The sequence below is a fragment of the Shimia sp. R9_2 genome (assembly GCF_017743735.1).
In the GTDB taxonomy this organism is placed as follows: domain Bacteria; phylum Pseudomonadota; class Alphaproteobacteria; order Rhodobacterales; family Rhodobacteraceae; genus Shimia.
This window is the reverse complement of the sequence record NZ_JAGHRO010000016.1, coordinates 1-17,697: the sequence shown is the minus strand read 5'-3', so window position 1 is coordinate 17,697 and position 17,697 is coordinate 1. Positions and strand designations below refer to the sequence as shown.

Here is a 17,697-nt window from a genome sequence, read left to right as displayed (position 1 = left end):
AAAATAAGAAATAAATTGAATTGAGGCATTATGAATAAAGATGGAGTATTTTCTGATCAGGGGATTATGAACAAGGCGACAGCGCAGGCAGTCTGGCGCTATGCCACTCGACCAGAGATTATCCCGCGTTTGCGCGCCCTTGGATATCACTTTGGCTATTTCGCCTATCTTCTTGCTCTTGTTTTAAGATCCGCACGTCTCCTTCCTGCCAATCATCCAGCCTTGAAGAGCCAAAATATCGGTCGCTTTGGCGTAAAACACTTGTTGGCGGAAGCTGCCTCTCACCTCACATGGTCATGGGCGTATCTGGATCAGATCATGATCTTCTGTGCGGTTGTCGCCGGGATTGTCATGATCTTCGTACAACTGCTCATCATCGCTGCCATAGCTGTGTTAGATGTGCGCCCTGCGATGGCCTCTGGTGGCTATTTCTCAACGCCTTCTGACAATGTCAGCACTGATGTGGTGTTCATCTTTTTAGAACAGGTCTTTGGCCCAAACCTAGGTGTGTTTGGGGCTGCCTCTCAACCGATGGGAACACCGGTTTACACCGCACTACAAGCCATGTTGGGGTTCTACAGTGCCGCCACCATGGTCATTGCTGTGATTATCGTTATCTATTTTGTGATGACGGTGGTAGGGGAAGCCGCGAAGACCGGCACGCCTTTTGGTCGTCGTTTCGACAGTCTTTGGGCACCGGTGCGACTTGTCATTGCGCTAGGCCTCTTGGTGCCGCTTGGCAGCGGATTGAACTCCGCACAATATCTCACCTTGTGGGTTGCTAAGATGGGATCAGGTCTTGGAACACAGGCTTGGACAACCTTTGTGGGCTCTGTCACCTCTGGACAGAACATCGTGAACAAACCCGCAGGAGAAAGCACCTCTGCTTTGGTGCAACGCATATTTTTGAATGAAGTCTGTGCTGCTGCATATAATCAGGCGGCGGCCTCTGACACCCAAGAGGTGAAGATCCTGCAGGTGACGGGACGACGTACCTCCGTTGAACCCAGCTTCTCCAACCCGTCTGTCATGGTTGAGACGGCGCGCGCGGCAAATGATGATGTAGTCTTGTCGTGGTCACGCAACCCCGCTGGGAAGAAGGCCACAGATTTTACATGTGGACGCATCAGTGTTTCCATTACGGAGTTTGACGTCTTTGCAGATGGAAGCAGCGTGACTTTGGAAGAAGAACGCTGGTGGTGGAATTTGCCTCTGGTTGGCAAAGATATGGAACAGCGTCTTGGAACGGTGCACCAGCAGATCAAAGAGGTATATCTCAAAGAGATCAAACGGATCTCTGACGCGGTAAAACCGGCTGCAGGAGCAATTGCGGCCTATAACATACCCGTGCGGAAGCAGCCTGGGTATGGTGACGAGAGCACTTTGGAATTTATCCCTGAGTTGCTCAAAGAGGTCAGCGAGCAGACCCATGAGAACATCAATCTGGAGATCTTGGCATCTTATGACTCTATTGCGCAGGCGGAATACGCCAAGAGCGGCGGCTATGATGTTATGGTGGATCGCGGTTGGGGCGCAGCGGGACTTTGGTATGGAACGCTGGGCACCATCAATCAGCGCTATATGGATGCGGTGGCTTCTGCGATTCCGACCTTGGATATTTTGTTTCAAGCCACAGATGTGGAGAGTAATGAACGCGGCGCTCTTGGTAAGTTCTTTGGTGTGAGCCGGTACCGGTTGCCAGGACAAATCACAGGCAAGATCGAAGAAACCATCACACGTGCAGCCAATGACTTTAGCGACGCTATTGTGGACAGCGTTCCAGAACATTCGCCGCTTTATAAAGACGCCAGATTGGAAGAAGCCAATGCGGCGGGAGAGACAGGCTGGCTGTCTAAAACGTTGATTTCTCTTGTCGGATCAAAACATATTTATCAGTTGAAGGACAATCCAACCTTAGATCCGATGGTGCGTCTGGCTGCTGCAGGACATGGCATGCTCAACCGTTCGTTTGCCTTTTTGGGATTGGGCACTGCATTGGGTGTTGGTGGCGCAGTTGCTGGCAATGTTGCAGGTGCAATGCCAACACTATCCGGTCCAGCCAAAGCTGGCGTAGCCTTTGTTGGTGATCTTGCGGCTTCTGCAGCGTCCATAGTTTTTGCCCTTGCTGCAATTGCATTGGTTGCTGGGATCTTCTTGGCCTACATTTTGCCAATCATCCCTTTTGTTTACTTTGCCTTCGCGGTGATGGGCTGGGTTTTGGAAATATTTGAAGCCATCGTGGCTATGCCACTTTGGGCTTTGGCACATCTGAGAATTGAAGAAGGTGGTATGCCCGGGCCAGCGGCGCTTGGAGGATATCAACTCTTGCTGATGATCCTATTACGTCCCGCTTTGATCATATTTGGATTGATTGGCGGCTACGTGCTCTTTGGGGCTGCGGTCTATTTCTTCTCAACGCTGTTTAATGCAGCCACGGCCATCACGCAAAGCGACATTGCCAACAACTCCATCGGGGCTTTTGGCGTGTTTGTTTACACAATCATCTATGTGTTCTTGATCTACAACATCGCTTTGATGTGCTTCAAAATGATAGATGATGTGCCCAAAGGCATGTTGCGCTGGTTGGGTGCGGGCATCACGCCATTTAGTGACAGCCGAAGTGACCCCATCAATGGATCACGTGAAGTGGTGGCAGCGGGTGTGGTTGCTGGAAACCAGATACTCGGGGGAATTCGGGGTTCAGCATCTGGTGGTCACAAAGCGTTTGGCGAAAACAAGCGTCGGAAAGGCAATTTGGCGGCTGGACGGGATATGAATGATGACGGCCCACAACGGGTGAGCATTGAATAGTAAGTCTTCAGTCCTAGCTGTCATGACCTGCAAACATAAGCAGTTCAACCAGCAATCATCCTGACTTTCGGTCCGCATTATTTGCATCTATCCAGCACCCCAAACCCGGAATACCTGCGGATGGACCCACATTGTTTGCAACGAGCTTGCAATCATAGGCTCCGGCTCACATAAAAGGCGAATAGGAATTTCAGATTATTTTCCGATGCCTGCGCTTGTCTGACTACCCATCTTCAATTTACTTCGTTGAGCGTAGATATTCAGTCGTGATTTCAGGACAGAGTTTTCTAAGGCCTCAAGTCGGGAGGTCGGCAATGGCGTGGCCTCTGGAAGTCCTCCGTTTTCCAGACCAGCCGTTCAGACAATGTGCAGCGCATTCAACAAAGAGCCCACAGCGGACCTTGATCACCATCCAAGCCTTCGCTTGTGCAGATCAAAGCAACGGCCCTGAGCCGACATTCATGCGGTGCCTTGGCGCCGCAGCGGGCTTACCGAAAGTGGACGTCGGCGCCCTCGCGCAGCATCTACCACCACGCAGGAGACAGCTATGTGGACGGAGCGAGCCGACCGCGCACGGCATCAGATGCCGGTTCCTCCCCGAGCGGTTCGCAAAGAACGACATCGAATCCGGATTGTTCAGCGTGTTTCGCTTGATCCTTCCGAAAAAGAAGGAGACCCTTAGACGGACACAGTTCCAAGGGGCCGAATAATTGATATATTACCCTCACTACACACCAAGCGCTCAACACCTGCGTTCCATACTTTTGTTCAATGATAAGATTACTCTCCTTGTGCCTGGGGGGGACCAAGAGGGCGTGAGAATGCGCGATCACGTTAGGCCCCTAATCGAGTTCGACTCGAATCTAATTGAATTAATAGACCCGCAATTCAGATATGATGCTTGGGCGCGCCATGCTGGTATTCAGGAGGTAATTCAGAATATCATACGAATTGCGTCAGACGGCATGTCCAAGGATGGAGTTCCGCTCATAAAGAAGGACAGCTTTGGAAACATTGAATCTGGCCAAGAAAGCGCTGTTAGGCACCTCCGATCGACTTACGGGTGGAAGTATGTTGCGGTAGAAAAGTTTCCTGCCCAAGTCCATGCCGCGGTCTTTGAGAGCAACTGTGCAGCAAGAGCTGGAAAATACACTGACGAAACGACAGGCAGAACGATTGAAAATAACGGTGTGATCTGCCACCCACTGCTTGCAGATTTCGTTTTGTGCCGCATGGCTCGACAAGCCAGTTTCGCAGAGGCATTGCCGAGCATTACTTTCGGCGGAGCAAACTACATGGACCACCTGCTGGACGAAGAGCGTCTGCTAAACAGTCCCCAGCAGGAACTCATGCAAGCTTCTCTTGATCTTTTTGTTCCAGACAATATTGGCCGCTTATCGGTGTCTGATTTCTTAGCTTTCCGAAATGAATACTCCAGCCTTCGCCGTTCAGTTTCGGACTACCTAAGCTCAATGGTTCAGTCTGAGAACCTGAACATGACATCTGCTGACGCTAAATCACTCGTTCATAGACTTACAGAGGTCCGTGAGAAAATAAGACAAGAAATAGAGGATGTAGCTGCGTCCGTCGGCCGGCAACGGTTCATACATGGCTCAGCGTTCGCTCTTGAGGCTGCCGCTACCTTGGGCGGTGCAGCGCTCGGTGCAGCGATTTCGGGCGTTGAAGGCTCGTTGTTTGGTGCTGGAATTGGATTCGCGGGAGGGAAAAGTGCTTCCCTCCTTAGCACGGTGGGGCGAACCAATGGTCAACTGGCGTCTGTCGCTATGACTAAGGCAAAAATTGAACGCATGGGTCTTCGAAAGCGCTGGAACGCGCCCTCCCACTGGACATAATGGATGCGTATACACGTTGGTGCGGAAGTTCAGCAGTCCCTCAGACCGAATTCACTCGATCATGAAAGCTCCCGGCTCATCCTGAGCGTCGGCTTCTTCAAGCCTCGCCCCTTGGTGCTTCTTGTGCAGCGAACGACCGCCCTTCGGACCTTAGACGGCCATCCTTGTCGAGCCCTTCGCACCGCAGCGAACGGGCGCAATGTCCCGCAGCTTCCCGGTTAGCGAGGGTTGCAGCGAAAGTCGATCCATACCAGAGCGGCCCTTGGCGCAATTCGCAGCGAAGGTGCCCAGAGAGCCCAATCTGTTCTTCGGATGCGTTGCGGCGAACGACGGCTCTTCAAATCTCGGCTCAAAAACGGTTAAGAACCCGGGAAGTTTTGACCGGGGTTATTGAACCGCCACAGAGCCTTGCACCGTGTAGTTGCTTACGTGGCATCAAAAACGACCGTTTTAGACACCGGTCTATTTGGTGAGAACAAACCCCGCGCGGTTCAATGTGCCTTGGTAGTCGCCATACATCAGCTTCACGTCGCTACTCCGATGGGACCTGAAGATGATCAAGACCCAGTTCGTTCAGCTGCTGCCTGTCTGGTCACAGCCCGAGCATAAAACTGGACGCAATCCCCAAATCGAAAGCCTCAGAGGCAGCCAGGCCCTGTAGTTGTTGAGCGGCCTCATCATTCAATCGCGGTGGGTCCTCGGGGGCCTCAAGCACGGCAATTGCCCAATCCTTTAGCGCGCTCGAATTGCGAACTCCGTCAATATTCTCTGCAGTAAGTACAGACACGGCAATCCCTGTCATGGTAGCCGACGTTTGAAGGGCTGAGCGCTCAGCATTCCACAGGTAAACACTATAAGCGATTGTCACGGGCACAAGAACAGCACCGGTGACCTTTCCTGCGATCTCCAACTTGTCCCAAATATCCTTGTCTGTTTCCCGAGCCATGATGTCATGATCCGCTCATTACGGGAACGTCGTATCGCGTACAGACCGATTCCACCCTCAAAGAGCAAAAGTCACAATGTGATCGACACCAGAGAAGAGCGGACGAGGACCATCATTGACGAGGAATGCGACGCTCTTTGAAAGGGCGGTATTCATGGTTCACTAAGGTACCGCCTTTCTTGAAGCCGATTGCTAGGTTAGTTCGAACGACTGAAAGTTCCGGAGAGTGACGGCTGTGACGCATCGTTAAACGAATTGCTTAGAGACGGAGAAAAGGTGCCTGAATTGACTGTACCAGCATACCCAGTACTCCAATGCGCTGATCCTCCGGGTATATACTCTGGAGGATTGTACCTGTACTCAGGATTAGCTGTTCGCGGTGGAACAGTTGGGTTTGCCGCATTGTCAAACTGTCTCTTCAAAGACGAGACACGATCTGCATATGCAGGAGCGGACAGGCTTACTATTAGGCCGATGGACAATATGAAATGAGTTTTCATTGGCTTTTTTCCTCCTGATATGAGTTGGGCGTTTGGCAATGATATTTCAAGATGCCGCGGATTTACCGCACGAGAATGCCGGTGTTTTCTTCTCTTACGATTAAAGAGACAACCGCCGAACTCTTAGTCGACACCGTGTGTTGTTCCGGTGCGGTGATTGGTCCAATGACCACCCGAAAATGTTCCGTTCAGCGTGTTGTGGTCGAAAGAATAATGGTTCCCTTGTTGACCGTTGTGAATTGTCACGTGGCTCATCGCAGGGTTTTCCGGGACCTTACTGAATTTCTGCGTGGATCCATCTTTCCAATGCAGTTGCGCCGAATATGGATCATCCGCTCGCGACGGGGTGACGCTCTGAATTGGGTCCGCGCGGTTTAAAGCACCCGTGAGAGTGGACATGCGGTCGGCGTATGCTGATGACGCTGAACTGAGAGCGCCAATGACTATTCCAAGACCTGCTATCACGGCATTTTTGCATGTATATTTGCAGCTCATATCTATCTCCTTGTCGTGTTATCTAGTCCATCGGCTAGTAATGATGCCGACACCGGCTCCCAAGGCGACGTTCTCTGTCACCGAGGCAATACGTTCTTTTTCAGTCTGTAAGGGCGGTGCTGTGTTGATCGTGTATATGGCCTCGTCTGTTGCTTGCAGTAACATCTGAGCCCAAGGCCTGCTTGCCCAGCGGCTTGCAGCGCGGCCAGCTCCGCGCCCCAATAGACGAGCACCTCCTCGGACAACTGTGCCGGACACCCCTGCGAACATACCAGCGATATCGCCCCAGAAACGCTCTTCGGAACAGAACTGTTTTGCAGCAAGCATTTGACCATATACGTTGTCGTCCATCGCTTCAGGTGCTCCCATCAAAAGGGAGTTGAAGAATGCGCTCCATCCTGGTGCTTCAAGTGGACAGCTGCGGAAATGGTTAGCATTCCATATTGGAACCGCTGTTCGAGTTCCTCGACCCTGAACACCAACCCTTATCTTTATTGCGGCCGATGAGTACTGCTGACCGTTCGCACTGTGCAGTGCGCCGAGGATACGATGGAAGTCGACAACGGAATACACCGGTTGTCCTGCTAGGCTCATTATTACTTCGCCGGAACCTGCCGGCGCAGCATAGCCGTGTGGCATAGGGCTAACATTACCACAAATCGACACTCCTTGACGCAACGGATCATCGTTTTCGCAGGGGTATACTCCCAGAATTATCGGTGAGGTCCGCACACCACTTCGGGCCGATAACGCACGCGCAAGCTGTGCAGATTGAATCGACCGTTGGGTTGGGCGAAGGTCGCCCCACTCCAACCGTTGCGTGATTACTGGGTCGTGGGCTTCCCACCATGAGAGATGCGTATGGCGTTCCAGTCCCCGCCCCGACGGGGTATCATTAATTTCAGGTGCAGGACCTTCCAGTTTTCCAAGTGTTATCGGGGTTCCAGAACAACTGCCTGCATTGCCACGCACAATACTCAGTCGGTTCTGGTTGGAAATACAACCACGCAATTGTGCGCCTGATGGGTGAAAGGAACTCCTGCCCTGATCCCATAGAGTAGCCGACCGCGATGACTCCCTCATAGCTGCAATAAAACTGGCTGAATTCGCTACTGGAACATAACCGATGAACACGTCTTGCCATCGCTGCTGTCCTTCGACTAGGCCATGCTGAACCGCCACATCTAGACATTCCCCCGCCGCGACACGGCGCACTACTGGCGGTTCGACAACATCATTCGGTCCATCAGTGTAGACAGCGATGATACCGTCGAATGGAGCAGAGTCGCATACGTTCACCCGCCTCTGTCGCTTAGAGAAGAAGCTGACCACTAAACCTTGTGTGGCAAACTCGTACGTTTTCTCCGGGTTCATATCGTAGAACATGAAGCGTCGGGCTGAAAATGGACGATCAGCTAATGCAGCCCTCAGAGTCTGTTCTGCATTACGGTGCTCCCTCTCGAAGCAAGTTTGATCTGTTAGAGGGGTTATTGGCACAAGCTTTTGGCAAACAGCTGCTTGTGCGTCAGCAATCTCGTGGAGTTGAACGAAGTTTGCGCGCATCTGGCGATCAGTACGCTGCTCTAGAGTTGCATCGTAAGAACACCTGTTACGGTTATCCACCTCAGCTGCTGATCGGATGCCATAAAAGTTGGAGAGGCCACTCTCGACGCAATCAAGTCGAGCAACAACATCATTGGTGCTCTTCTCCAGCGCTTCCCTGAGGCGTTCTCGTGCATCAAGCCAAACTACTTCCTGAAGTGCTTCAATTTCAGACACTTCCGCAGGAGCGGGCTCCAATTGGTCAAAAGCCCAGTTCGCACGCAAACCCGATTTCAAGTCGGCTCTACCGGGCTTCTCAAAGAAGGCAGCAGTTTGTCGGATAGGTTGCTCAAAACGAATGTCCCGAAGCAGGTCCGCCTTTGCCGAGCTGACGTACTCACCTAGCAAACCTTCACCTGAGAAAGAAGAACTATGGGCAGTTAGTATGAACTCTGCTCGATGCATCCTTGCAACATCCAAGTAGGTAGAAACTGCCCACACCGAACCGACCAGGACACCGGCTCCAAAAAGCAACTTCATCAGCGCACTTGTTTGACCACTTGCCATGCATTCCTCCCAACCTAGAGCTAGTTTGATATTTGGGGAAAAATTACATAAATACAATAGTTTACATAACTTTGACACTGGCTTCACATTGCTGCAGAAGCGACCAACGCCATGTACATACATTCAAAAATTTGGACTCAAGAAAGCCGAAGCTCATACAAAAAAATGGACGTAGGAGCAGATATCTGTACTGATCTGTGATGATCGTTCACACAGGCCTTCGAACCATGACCAAGAATGTTTTCTCAAAGGACCTCATAAGCGTCGAAGAAATTGGGGAAATACTCAGAATTATTAAGTCTAGTCGAAAGTGGACTGTGCGCGCAGTCTACGATGCACTAAAAGCTAACGCCGATGCACAAGGCAAAGAGGTTTGTTCTGAAAGAGATCTTGCTCGAACAATGCAGGAACGTGGGCAAGAATCAGAGGAGCGCTCCCCTAGACTAAGCCAGGAAAAGATTGGCGGGCTTCTCAGTTTTATAAGCACCACAATGAACGATGATGATTGGCGACAACTTGCTTCTAAGAACGCCTCGCTTGCACGTCGGATCACAGCACCGAACTTGCACCCTGCAAACGCAATGTCTCACTGGCTTGGTAGCTATGCTCAAAACCCACCAGAAATCGAGAAACGTTCAGGCGAAAACGGTAAATTTCTCATTCTTCGATTAGATATGAAGGGAGGAATCATCTCTTCGTTTATGCAGGTCTTTGGAGCTTCGATCGCCTCGCCGCTGCCGTATTTTCAAACCATCAGGAAGGGAGATGATGGAGTTCCTAGAGAGGTGGAGGGTGTTATCTTTGCAAGCAATGGGCTTTTCTACTCATTTGGAAAATCTAGCCTCCGTGACGGTTTCAGAGCCACAATACTCAAGCCGCTAGATCGTTCAGATACAAAGAAAAATAATCGCTTCGATATGTTTGGGGTGCGGCTTGGCCAACAAGATGAACCGGAACTTCCATACGCGTATCCAATCTACTGCTATCAGTTGAAAAGAAACAGGTCAGAAGATGAAATCACGAAATTGACGGGAAAGAAAAGCGAAGACGACGATTTTATGATCGAACAAATAGATGGTTTTCAGACGATCTTAGCTAGGCTGAAAGCCGGAGCGAATTTCGAGTATGGTGTACTTGCTAGCACCATCAGACCTGATGTTTAAGGCAACACTCGAACCAAACGTGACCACCAAGCAGGGCCTCCGCGCGATTGCCACATCATCAAACCATGGGATCACCTAGAGCGCCTTTTCGGCTAAGGTTTGCCGGGAATACCGCGCTGAAGCAGACTTTGGGTCAATGACCGCGTTGTCCCGCGTCTCGCCTGTTCGCTAACCGCGCAGCGAAAGGCAATGGTGCGCTGCTTTTGATCAACCAAGGGATGCCAAGCTCTTAAACTGGCTCGCCGCACGCACGGAAACTGGGTTCAGGCCATTGATTGCAGGTCGAGCAAAATATGTTTGTATGTCATTCCACCTAACCACGTCGGCGTGTAAGCCAAAGTCCAATTCGGAAGAAAACCAGCTCAAGACCAAAATACAGAAGACACAGCACGGCTATCGGCAGAAGGCACATGGCCGCTGTTCCAAAGTAGGTCGGAAAGTCACTATCGAAGACTTCGGCAAGCACCGTGCTGCCAAACATCAAGCCAATCAAGGTGATCACGGCAATCAAGCTGCGCAGGGTGGCAATCGGTTCGTTTGGAGCTTTTGGTTCAGTGTTTGACGCAGACATAGGGAGTCCTTTGGTCTGAGCGCGTCAAAAGGCTTCCCTTTTGATATACATGACATAAATCCCGTCCAAAGTCATCAACCGCCAAGTTTTCCACAGAAATCTGGAACGTCGCAACCACAGCAAAACCGCTCTCACACTGCGTTCAAAAGGGAACCCTTTTGGCAATGGCAAAGCCGCGTCAATCGCGGCTTGCTCAATCGCAAATGTATGAGACCATAGAGTTATGGATTTAAAGGAGGAAACCACAAATCGAGGCCGCAAGATTGGCTATGTCAGAGTGTCAGATCATGATCAGACCGAGCATTTGCAGCTTGATGCTTTGGAAGCCGCAGGGTGTCATGTCGTCTACGGTGATCTTGGTGTGTCCGGCGCGAAGATTACCCGAAAAGGACTGACAGATGTACTTGCGGACCTTGAGACACGCGATACGCTTGTGGTTTGGAAACTAGATCGGCTGGGACGGTCTGCCATCCATCTAAACCAAATTCTGATCGAGCTTCGCAATCGCGGTGTGTTCTTTCAGGCGCTCACACAAGGCATCGACACAAATAACGCTGCTGGGCGCATGCTATATGGCCTCCTTGCGGTTTTTGCAGAATTTGAGCGCGAGCAGATCAGTGACCGGACCAAGGCAGGCATGGCGGCGGCAAAGAAACGTGGCAAGCATGTTGGCAGGCCGAGGCTGATCACCGCAGAACAAGCGCGAAAGCTTGCCAGAGAGATCAAATATGTCGGCACGCCTGTTACTGAACTTGCGCGACGTATTGGGGTGTCACCACAGACGCTTGTGCGGGCAATTCACAATACGAGAGGACTGGATGGCTAAAAGGATAGACGAACCAACACTCAAATGGTCTGATAGCGCTAAAACAGCGCTTGATGAACTTGGGAACAGCGAAGTCCTTTATTCGATCTCAAAGGAAGAATGGCTGCGGAAGAAAGTCGATATGCAGATCACGCAAAGGCGTTCTGCTATGCATTTGCTTAACTGATCTACAGGCTCCTGTATCAGCGATGGAATCCTGTTTCAGCTTACAACTTCAGTCGCAACGAATTTTTGGAATCTCTTCAAATGCGGAGTTATCTTCGAGTCTAACGACAATGGCTCTTCTTCTGTCTTCAGCGTACTGATAAACCCACTTGAAGTTTACTGCTTTCGAGCCGCTAGCCAGATCTCCCGGTACTAGCTGAACAATATCTCCGGCCAAGATACTAGTCGCGTCGCTTCCACCTCTAACTGGGCGTGTTATTAGGAGATTTGGGGACATGCGCGTGTCAGAGTTGAATGACTCTAGTCCGAAAAATAGCTTGTCGCAATCCGGGCTGTTCAAGACTTCGGCCACTCTACGGTTCTGCACGGTATCAATATAAAACGCCTTTGCTCGGTTGTGTTTGACTGCGTCGGCAAAATTTATTGCAGTAACACAAATCAGAACAGCTACACACACTGCCGCCCCGATAACGAACGACTTCTTCCAATTCTTAGCATGCCTTTCTTTGACTTTCTGTTTCTCACGCTCAATCTCATCAAGTGTGTGAGAATAGTGCTTCAAGACGTGGCTCGGAATCGTTCCCATTTCCTGGTCCAAACTATGGTCTTCCATAATTTGATTTAGGGCTTCGTATGTTCTGCGAAGTATAGTCTCGTCTTGAATATTAAAAAAAACAACGGGATGTTCCAATGATCTAAGGCACAGTTCGATCCCCATACCCTTGCGCGCTTTGTGTCTTTGGTGAGAATTGAGAAATGCTCGGCCTATACTTTGCCCGATTGCATCTGCCGCTCCTCGATTTCCTATCGAATAGTGTTGGACGGCTTCAGGGATTGTCCATTCTATCGATCTCATGTCTGAAATTTGAAGAAGAGTTTGCTTTTGAAAGCTCGGGCCGTGAAACAGAATTACCCGATTCAAAGTGGTATTTATTGTTATACCTACATCTTTCCCAAAAAGCTTGAGGTCGTCATCTTTGAAATCTCGGTACAAAATTCTTTCAGAATCGTTCATCTTGCTTGCCTCAAATTCGAAATTTGAGTGTTTGCGTGAACGGAAAATTGTGGGCAAGCAATATGCAGAAATCTACATATTGACAGTCAAATGGTGCTATTAGTTTGGGTGGTTCTTGGCTGAACTGGCTTCAAGGCAAAACTGGATCACGCTTTAGCGCATTGAATTCGGCAGCCATGAAGAGGTTGTGTTTGAGGGAAAAGAAGACAAAACGGGTGCGTACAACAGCTTGGTTGCTTCGTTCCTGTCAGGGCTGGTAAACATTCCTGCACAGCTGCCGAGTGAAGTCAGAAGAACGATATACAATGCTCGCTCGGACTGTTTATTCGTCAACCGAAAGAGGTTTGAAAGAGCGAAACCGATAAGGCTCGCTCCAATCATCCCCCACGCTAGCGAAGTTAGCGACAGCATAAATCCTAGAGCGCCACCAATTTCAATGGCTGTCGAGTAAACAAGCTGCCAAAGGTACCACCCTAGTAAGGCACATGAGAGAGTAACTATAATGTGCATTCTCGAATATTCCCCGCCGGATAGTTTACGTGCTGCTTAATTGGTTCCTGAGCGACGGCAGGACCAAGCGCCTTTGTTCGGCGAATGCACGAACATTATTGGCCAAAAGTTTGTACGAAAAAATCTAGAGAAAAATGCATATTGACTTGCGGTTTTAGTGGGAGGTGTGAGCTGGGTAAGATAGGCGATTTCTGGGAATTTCTATCGGCAAGAACGCTCATTTTCTTCCAACAGGTTCTTGCCACTGTCATCGACCTCGGCTTTCGCGCAGATCCTGCGAAATACTAGCTCGATCTCTCTTCTCTTCGCCAAGACCTTGCCTGATTTCTTTGAGAGCTTCCTGATCACAGTGATTTTGCGGCTCAATATCCCAACCGCGATCAAAACTCGCGATCCTCTCGCCGTTTTTCCTGACCTCAAGTTTGGAAATCAGACCTCCATCGATCCCAAAGCGCGAAGGTTGCTGAAACACTTTCGCAGAAAAGCTATATTCTGGCTGAGATTTGAGCCTGCCTTTGGTCCAGCCACCATAGTTGATGTCGTTGTTCTCCAGGGTGATGGTTTCAGATGTACTTTGTTGCGCGCGCAATTTTGCGGTGTCGCTCGTACCCAGTTTGAAACGCTTATCTGTCATGTTTTGTGTGCCTTGTTTGTTGATTAGCTGAACGATGCAAGCGCCATGCCAAGAGGTTCCTAGCGCCCTCTTGACCTGTCTTTTTCCGGCGCCTGCCTTACGGCAAATTTGAACTCTTGCTTCATTGTGTTGGGCTTGCCTAAGGAGAACCGCTTGGCTGCCTGATGTTTTTGAGGCGTCGGCAATCCACGTCGAATACCCATAGAGCCCATAGGGGCCAGATTGGGCGTGGGTTCTTTTTTGGCGAGCTTGGGTTCCAGTTTTGGGTTTGCGTTGTCCTTATCGCGTATTTGAGTGCCATCTGCGGCGGCGTTAAAGCTGCGCTTCGTTTCGTCCGACATTGTTGTCTCCATCTCTGCAATGAGAAATGGCGACCCTTGGGCCGCCATTTTTGTTTGAACGCTTTAAGCTGGGGCCTCTTCGGTCTCAGGCTCGCTATGCAAATCTACCCCCAGCTCTTTGAGGGCCGGATCTTCAAACCAGCGGGATTTATGCGCGATCAGCGGCGGCATGTTCTCAATAAACACAAGCTGCTTGTCCTTGTGCATGCGCATCAACTCGTCGGGGTAGGCCAGCTTGCGCTGAGATGCAGCCGTTGTGCTGGTGGTGGTCGTGCTGCTGTTGGTGGTGATCCCCCCTTGGCCACTGCTTGTGCCAAAGCTACGTGCGATTGCGGAACTCAGGTTCCACACGGTGGTCTCCCCGCAAAGCGCTGAAAAGTATTTGGCTGTCATCTCATCGCTGGAGCCGAAGTAGTTCAGCATGCCCGTGTTGGAGATGAAGCTCTGCCAACCTTTCCCATAGATTTTTTCAAGCTGATTAAGGTCCTGAATAATCCCCCAAAGCTGGATGCCGTATCCCGCCATCAAGCCATAGGCCTGCTCCACCATGCTCAGGCGACCAAGGGCCGCCATCTCATCCAGAATGAAGAGCACGGGTTTTTCTGGTTTCTGATCAAGATTGCGGGCGTTCACCGTTAGGGCTTGCTGGACCAACATGCGCAGCCAGGGGGCGAAGGTAGACAAGCGATCTGCAGGCAAAACAAGATAGACCGTCATCTTCTTGCGCTTCAAATCTTCGAACTTGAAATCTGACCGTGAGACGTTCTCCTGAATGCGCAGGCTGTCCAGGAAGTGGGTATGGGACTGTGCGGTGGCAATCACGCTGGCCAACAGCTTCTCTTCTTTCTGTAGACACCGCACACCAGTGCTGGCGACGATATGATGCGGCGAGTTCAGCATGCGGTTATACAGGGCTTCCTGATCTTCCCCATCCAGCAGGGTCAGTTCACGCACCCGTGTCAGTGTGCGTCTGCCCTCCTCCTCGGGATCTGTCGCCACATAAAGGATGAGGCCCTGCAGGTAGGCGACTGCTTCTTTGTCCCAGAAAGCATCTTGGTTCTGACCTTTCACAACCAAAGCATCTGCCAGCATCATGGAGTTCTCAGTGATGTCGATGTCATCGAGTTTTAGCCAGTCCAATGGATTGAATTTGGCGGTCTTGATGCCTTTGACTTTGGCGATGCCCCAAGGGTCAACGATCATCACCTCTTGGCCCATGTCTTTGCGCGCTTGCGCCGTCACAAGAGCGTTCTCGCCTTTTGGATCAATCACCAATGTAGAGCCCAAATAGGTCAGTAGATTGGGAATGATCTGGGTTGTGCCTTTGCCAGAGCGTGTTGGTGCAATGGTCAGAAGGTGGCGATCTCCTGGATAGGCCAGCCCGTAAACGGTCTTGTCCAAGATTACTGAGCCAAATCTCACACCATCATCCGTATACAGGCTGTGGTCATCAATATCCTCAACAGTGGCCCAACGGCTGGAACCGAAGGTGGTTGGAACTTCGCCAAGGGATTTGATGGCGCGGCCAAGCCAATAGCCAAGAGCAACAAAAAAACCGACGAAAGACACAAGCCAGGCGGAGCCCCAGCCCAGCAGTCCGTCATTGATGATGGCAAGAAAGACCACCGCGCCAGTCAGTAACCAGAACAAAAGCTGGCGCAGATGGCGTGCGCTGGGGGACAGAAACCAGCCAATGCTGAAACCCAGCCCGACAGAACAAATCATCATCGCGATCCGTAGTCCCGCTAGATAACTGCTGTAGGAATTGCCGTAGCTGCTGTAGCCATAAGTATCGTTGGTAAAAAATTGCGCCGCCGTCGGGTCTGCGAGCAGGCAGAGTGAAGCGGTTGCGGCCAATGTGGCCACAGGGTGTTTGTGCCAAGTCATGACACTCTCCTTTTTTAGAAAGTTGCGAGTGTCCGCGACGCTAGGCTTTCCAAAGGAAAGCTCAGTGGTAGTGGTGGAATAGAAAGGGGTAGGGCGCGGATTTACCTGTCGAGAGCATCCAGCATGGCCCGCCAGTTTTGGCGCGCACCAAGAACACGTATGATGTTAAGCGCATTTGCTTCCGGCAAATAGATGATCACGTGCCGACCGCTTGGATGAATACGCACAGCAAGCTGAAACTCTGCATAAAGCCGTCCCAGCTCTGGCATGTCGCAGAGCGCGTCAAACACATGCTGAATGCTATCTAGGTAGTTGTCGGCCTGGTCTTCTCCCCAAGTGTCACGGGTGTAGAGCCAGATATCTTCCAGATCGGCCTGCGCTTTGGGAGTGAGATGAAGAGCGAGCCGATCAGACTGGCCCATGCTGACCTTTTAGCCCTGCTTTGAAGCTTGCCATATCGAAGGGCTGTGCTGCCCCACTCTGCAGACCTTCATCAATGGCGGACTGCAACGCCACGACCGCTTGTTTGCGCTCTTGATCCTGGCGGATCAAATGGCGCACGTAATCGCTCGCATTGGCATAGGTCCCATCTGCGGTCTGGGTTTCCACCCAGTCCTTCATTGGGTCCGGCAGCGATACGTTCATAGTGGCCATCAAAAGCTCCTCAGTCATGCGAATAGAATAGCAAAAATGACAAAGTTTGTCAAATTTGATGGCGGAGTTTGTCATTCAGAGTGCTAATTTAACTGATTTCTTGGAGTAACGGCATTCTTTGTTCAGTTGGAAATTTAAGGCGATGGGTATTGTTTGCCCGTAAGTGGCACTACTCTAATCGTCGCTCGCAAGATTTTAGAGCCAACGAATGCGCCCCAAGAAAGGAGCGCATTCGGCTTCTATTATTGGAAAAGGAAGTCATCCTGCGAAAGGAGTGCTGAAGAAACATTCGTCAGCGTAACGCTTGCACCATCATCCGATACAATCTCGGTGTTCCCGTCAATCTCGGAAATCGTCAAATCAGCAAAGCTGTCTGGTCCGCCATTGAACTGAATCATATCGACCCCGTCTTCAAAGTCGCTGATCGTATCGTTCCCAAAGCCGGCGTTAAATTGGAAAGTATCTGCTCCACCGCCGCCAGTAAGGAGGTCATCACCCGCCTTTCCCAGCAACCGGTCGTTGCTGTTAAAGCCCTTAATGACGTCGTTGCCCATCCCACCGATTAGCGACTTTGCGGCGATGCCAGCGGAATCCAGGACAGTTCCATCAGCAAACTCGATCTGCTCCATGTCCTCTTGAACATTGGCGAAATGATCGATCACTGTCAGTGTATCGCCATTGTTCATGGTGATGACTAAGTCGTGGCCATCATTTTGCGAGAAGGTAACATCTGCTGCATTCTGATCCGTCAGCACAATGCGGTCGTTGTCTGAGAAGTAGCTGAAGTCAGTGATCACATCGTTGCCGTCACCCAAGGTGTAACGGTAGGTGTCGGCCCCATTACCGCCATTCAGCGTGTCGTTCCCAAGGCCACCCGAGAACACATCATTACCAAAGCTTCCAAGCACCAGGTCGTCGCCTGAACCATTCTGATCGTTGATCGCTTTAGTCGAGATTCCAGCGAAATCCAGAACAGTTCCATCAGCAAACTCGATCTGCTCCATGTCCTCTTGAACATTGGCGAAATGATCGATCACTGTCAGTGTATCGCCATTGTTCATGGTGATGACTAAGTCGTGGCCATCATTTTGCGAGAAGGTAACATCTGCTGCATTCTGATCCGTCAGCACAATGCGGTCGTTGTCTGAGAAGTAGCTGAAGTCAGTGATCACATCGTTGCCGTCACCCAAGGTGTAACGGTAGGTGTCGGCCCCATT

Annotated in this window: 15 protein-coding genes; 4 read left to right on the top strand and 11 right to left on the bottom strand. The window is 50.8% G+C overall.

Annotated features, from left to right (window positions below):
* Positions 1-30: 30 nt before the first annotated feature.
* Together J7400_RS20865 and J7400_RS20860 are read left to right on the top strand one after the other, a co-directional pair.
* Positions 31-2,811 carry a DotA/TraY family protein gene (locus J7400_RS20865; protein ID WP_209066094.1) on the top strand — a complete coding sequence of 927 codons (2,781 nt, stop codon included), beginning with the start codon at positions 31-33 and terminating at the stop codon, positions 2,809-2,811.
* Positions 2,812-3,632: 821 nt separating this feature from the next.
* A complete protein-coding gene (locus J7400_RS20860) occupies positions 3,633-4,664 on the top strand; it encodes a hypothetical protein (RefSeq protein ID WP_209066093.1) in 1,032 nt (343 codons plus the stop codon).
* 592 nt (positions 4,665-5,256) lie between these two features.
* On the opposite strand, the gene J7400_RS20855 is transcribed toward J7400_RS20860, so the two are convergent.
* The 3 genes from J7400_RS20855 to J7400_RS20845 all read right to left on the bottom strand — a co-directional run bounded on the left by J7400_RS20855 (position 5,257) and on the right by J7400_RS20845 (position 8,714).
* Complete coding sequence (locus J7400_RS20855; RefSeq protein ID WP_209066092.1) at positions 5,257-5,610, bottom strand: hypothetical protein; 354 nt, start codon at positions 5,608-5,610, stop codon at positions 5,257-5,259.
* Between the two features lie 623 nt (positions 5,611-6,233).
* A complete protein-coding gene (locus J7400_RS20850) occupies positions 6,234-6,605 on the bottom strand; it encodes a hypothetical protein (protein ID WP_209066089.1) in 372 nt (123 codons plus the stop codon).
* Positions 6,606-6,623: 18 nt separating this feature from the next.
* Positions 6,624-8,714, bottom strand: coding sequence for a hypothetical protein (locus J7400_RS20845; RefSeq protein WP_209066086.1), 2,091 nt, complete (start codon positions 8,712-8,714; stop codon positions 6,624-6,626).
* A 227-nt stretch (positions 8,715-8,941) separates the two neighbouring features.
* Between J7400_RS20845 and J7400_RS20840 the strand changes: the two genes are divergently transcribed.
* A complete protein-coding gene (locus J7400_RS20840; protein ID WP_209066085.1) occupies positions 8,942-9,877 on the top strand; it encodes a hypothetical protein in 936 nt (311 codons plus the stop codon).
* A gap of 313 nt (positions 9,878-10,190) precedes the next feature.
* Here J7400_RS20840 and J7400_RS20835 read toward each other — a convergent pair whose 3' ends face one another.
* A complete protein-coding gene (locus tag J7400_RS20835) occupies positions 10,191-10,448 on the bottom strand; it encodes a hypothetical protein (protein ID WP_209066084.1) in 258 nt (85 codons plus the stop codon).
* Between the two features lie 223 nt (positions 10,449-10,671).
* On the opposite strand from J7400_RS20835, the gene J7400_RS20830 reads away from it, so the two are divergent.
* Positions 10,672-11,274: a recombinase family protein gene (locus J7400_RS20830; protein WP_209066083.1), complete on the top strand. Its 603-nt coding sequence runs from the start codon at positions 10,672-10,674 to the stop codon at positions 11,272-11,274.
* Positions 11,275-11,488: 214 nt separating this feature from the next.
* Here J7400_RS20830 and J7400_RS20825 read toward each other — a convergent pair whose 3' ends face one another.
* The 7 genes from J7400_RS20825 to J7400_RS20795 all read right to left on the bottom strand — a co-directional run.
* Complete coding sequence (locus tag J7400_RS20825) at positions 11,489-12,454, bottom strand: hypothetical protein (RefSeq protein WP_209066082.1); 966 nt, start codon at positions 12,452-12,454, stop codon at positions 11,489-11,491.
* Positions 12,455-13,211: 757 nt separating this feature from the next.
* Positions 13,212-13,598, bottom strand: coding sequence for a hypothetical protein (locus J7400_RS20820; protein ID WP_209066081.1), 387 nt, complete (start codon positions 13,596-13,598; stop codon positions 13,212-13,214).
* A gap of 59 nt (positions 13,599-13,657) precedes the next feature.
* Positions 13,658-13,987 carry a hypothetical protein gene (locus J7400_RS20815; RefSeq protein WP_209066080.1) on the bottom strand — a complete coding sequence of 110 codons (330 nt, stop codon included), beginning with the start codon at positions 13,985-13,987 and terminating at the stop codon, positions 13,658-13,660.
* A 15-nt stretch (positions 13,988-14,002) separates the two neighbouring features.
* Positions 14,003-15,826 carry a type IV secretory system conjugative DNA transfer family protein gene (locus J7400_RS20810; protein WP_209066077.1) on the bottom strand — a complete coding sequence of 608 codons (1,824 nt, stop codon included), beginning with the start codon at positions 15,824-15,826 and terminating at the stop codon, positions 14,003-14,005.
* A gap of 101 nt (positions 15,827-15,927) precedes the next feature.
* On the bottom strand, positions 15,928-16,248 hold the full coding sequence (locus J7400_RS20805; protein WP_209066076.1) for a type II toxin-antitoxin system RelE/ParE family toxin: 321 nt from the start codon (positions 16,246-16,248) through the stop codon (positions 15,928-15,930).
* On the bottom strand, positions 16,235-16,480 hold the full coding sequence (locus J7400_RS20800; RefSeq protein WP_209066075.1) for a type II toxin-antitoxin system ParD family antitoxin: 246 nt from the start codon (positions 16,478-16,480) through the stop codon (positions 16,235-16,237). Before J7400_RS20800 ends, J7400_RS20805 begins: the two co-directional genes overlap by 14 nt.
* A 242-nt stretch (positions 16,481-16,722) precedes the next feature.
* Positions 16,723-17,697, bottom strand: a 975-nt coding sequence (locus J7400_RS20795; RefSeq protein WP_247738961.1) for a calcium-binding protein, incomplete at its 5' end; no start/stop codon positions are given.

Bases quoted from the DNA above. Each gene is read 5' to 3' on its own strand.
- J7400_RS20865 (WP_209066094.1), top strand. From the start codon at position 31: ATGAATAAAGATGGAGTATTTTCTGATCAGGGGATTATGAACAAGGCG.
- J7400_RS20860 (WP_209066093.1), top strand. From the start codon at position 3,633: ATGCGCGATCACGTTAGGCCCCTAATCGAGTTCGACTCGAATCTAATT.
- J7400_RS20855 (WP_209066092.1), bottom strand. From the start codon at position 5,610: ATGGCTCGGGAAACAGACAAGGATATTTGGGACAAGTTGGAGATCGCA.
- J7400_RS20850 (WP_209066089.1), bottom strand. From the start codon at position 6,605: ATGAGCTGCAAATATACATGCAAAAATGCCGTGATAGCAGGTCTTGGA.
- J7400_RS20845 (WP_209066086.1), bottom strand. From the start codon at position 8,714: ATGGCAAGTGGTCAAACAAGTGCGCTGATGAAGTTGCTTTTTGGAGCC.
- J7400_RS20840 (WP_209066085.1), top strand. From the start codon at position 8,942: ATGACCAAGAATGTTTTCTCAAAGGACCTCATAAGCGTCGAAGAAATT.
- J7400_RS20835 (WP_209066084.1), bottom strand. From the start codon at position 10,448: ATGTCTGCGTCAAACACTGAACCAAAAGCTCCAAACGAACCGATTGCC.
- J7400_RS20830 (WP_209066083.1), top strand. From the start codon at position 10,672: ATGGATTTAAAGGAGGAAACCACAAATCGAGGCCGCAAGATTGGCTAT.
- J7400_RS20825 (WP_209066082.1), bottom strand. From the start codon at position 12,454: ATGAACGATTCTGAAAGAATTTTGTACCGAGATTTCAAAGATGACGAC.
- J7400_RS20820 (WP_209066081.1), bottom strand. From the start codon at position 13,598: ATGACAGATAAGCGTTTCAAACTGGGTACGAGCGACACCGCAAAATTG.
- J7400_RS20815 (WP_209066080.1), bottom strand. From the start codon at position 13,987: ATGGCGGCCCAAGGGTCGCCATTTCTCATTGCAGAGATGGAGACAACA.
- J7400_RS20810 (WP_209066077.1), bottom strand. From the start codon at position 15,826: ATGACTTGGCACAAACACCCTGTGGCCACATTGGCCGCAACCGCTTCA.
- J7400_RS20805 (WP_209066076.1), bottom strand. From the start codon at position 16,248: ATGGGCCAGTCTGATCGGCTCGCTCTTCATCTCACTCCCAAAGCGCAG.
- J7400_RS20800 (WP_209066075.1), bottom strand. From the start codon at position 16,480: ATGGCCACTATGAACGTATCGCTGCCGGACCCAATGAAGGACTGGGTG.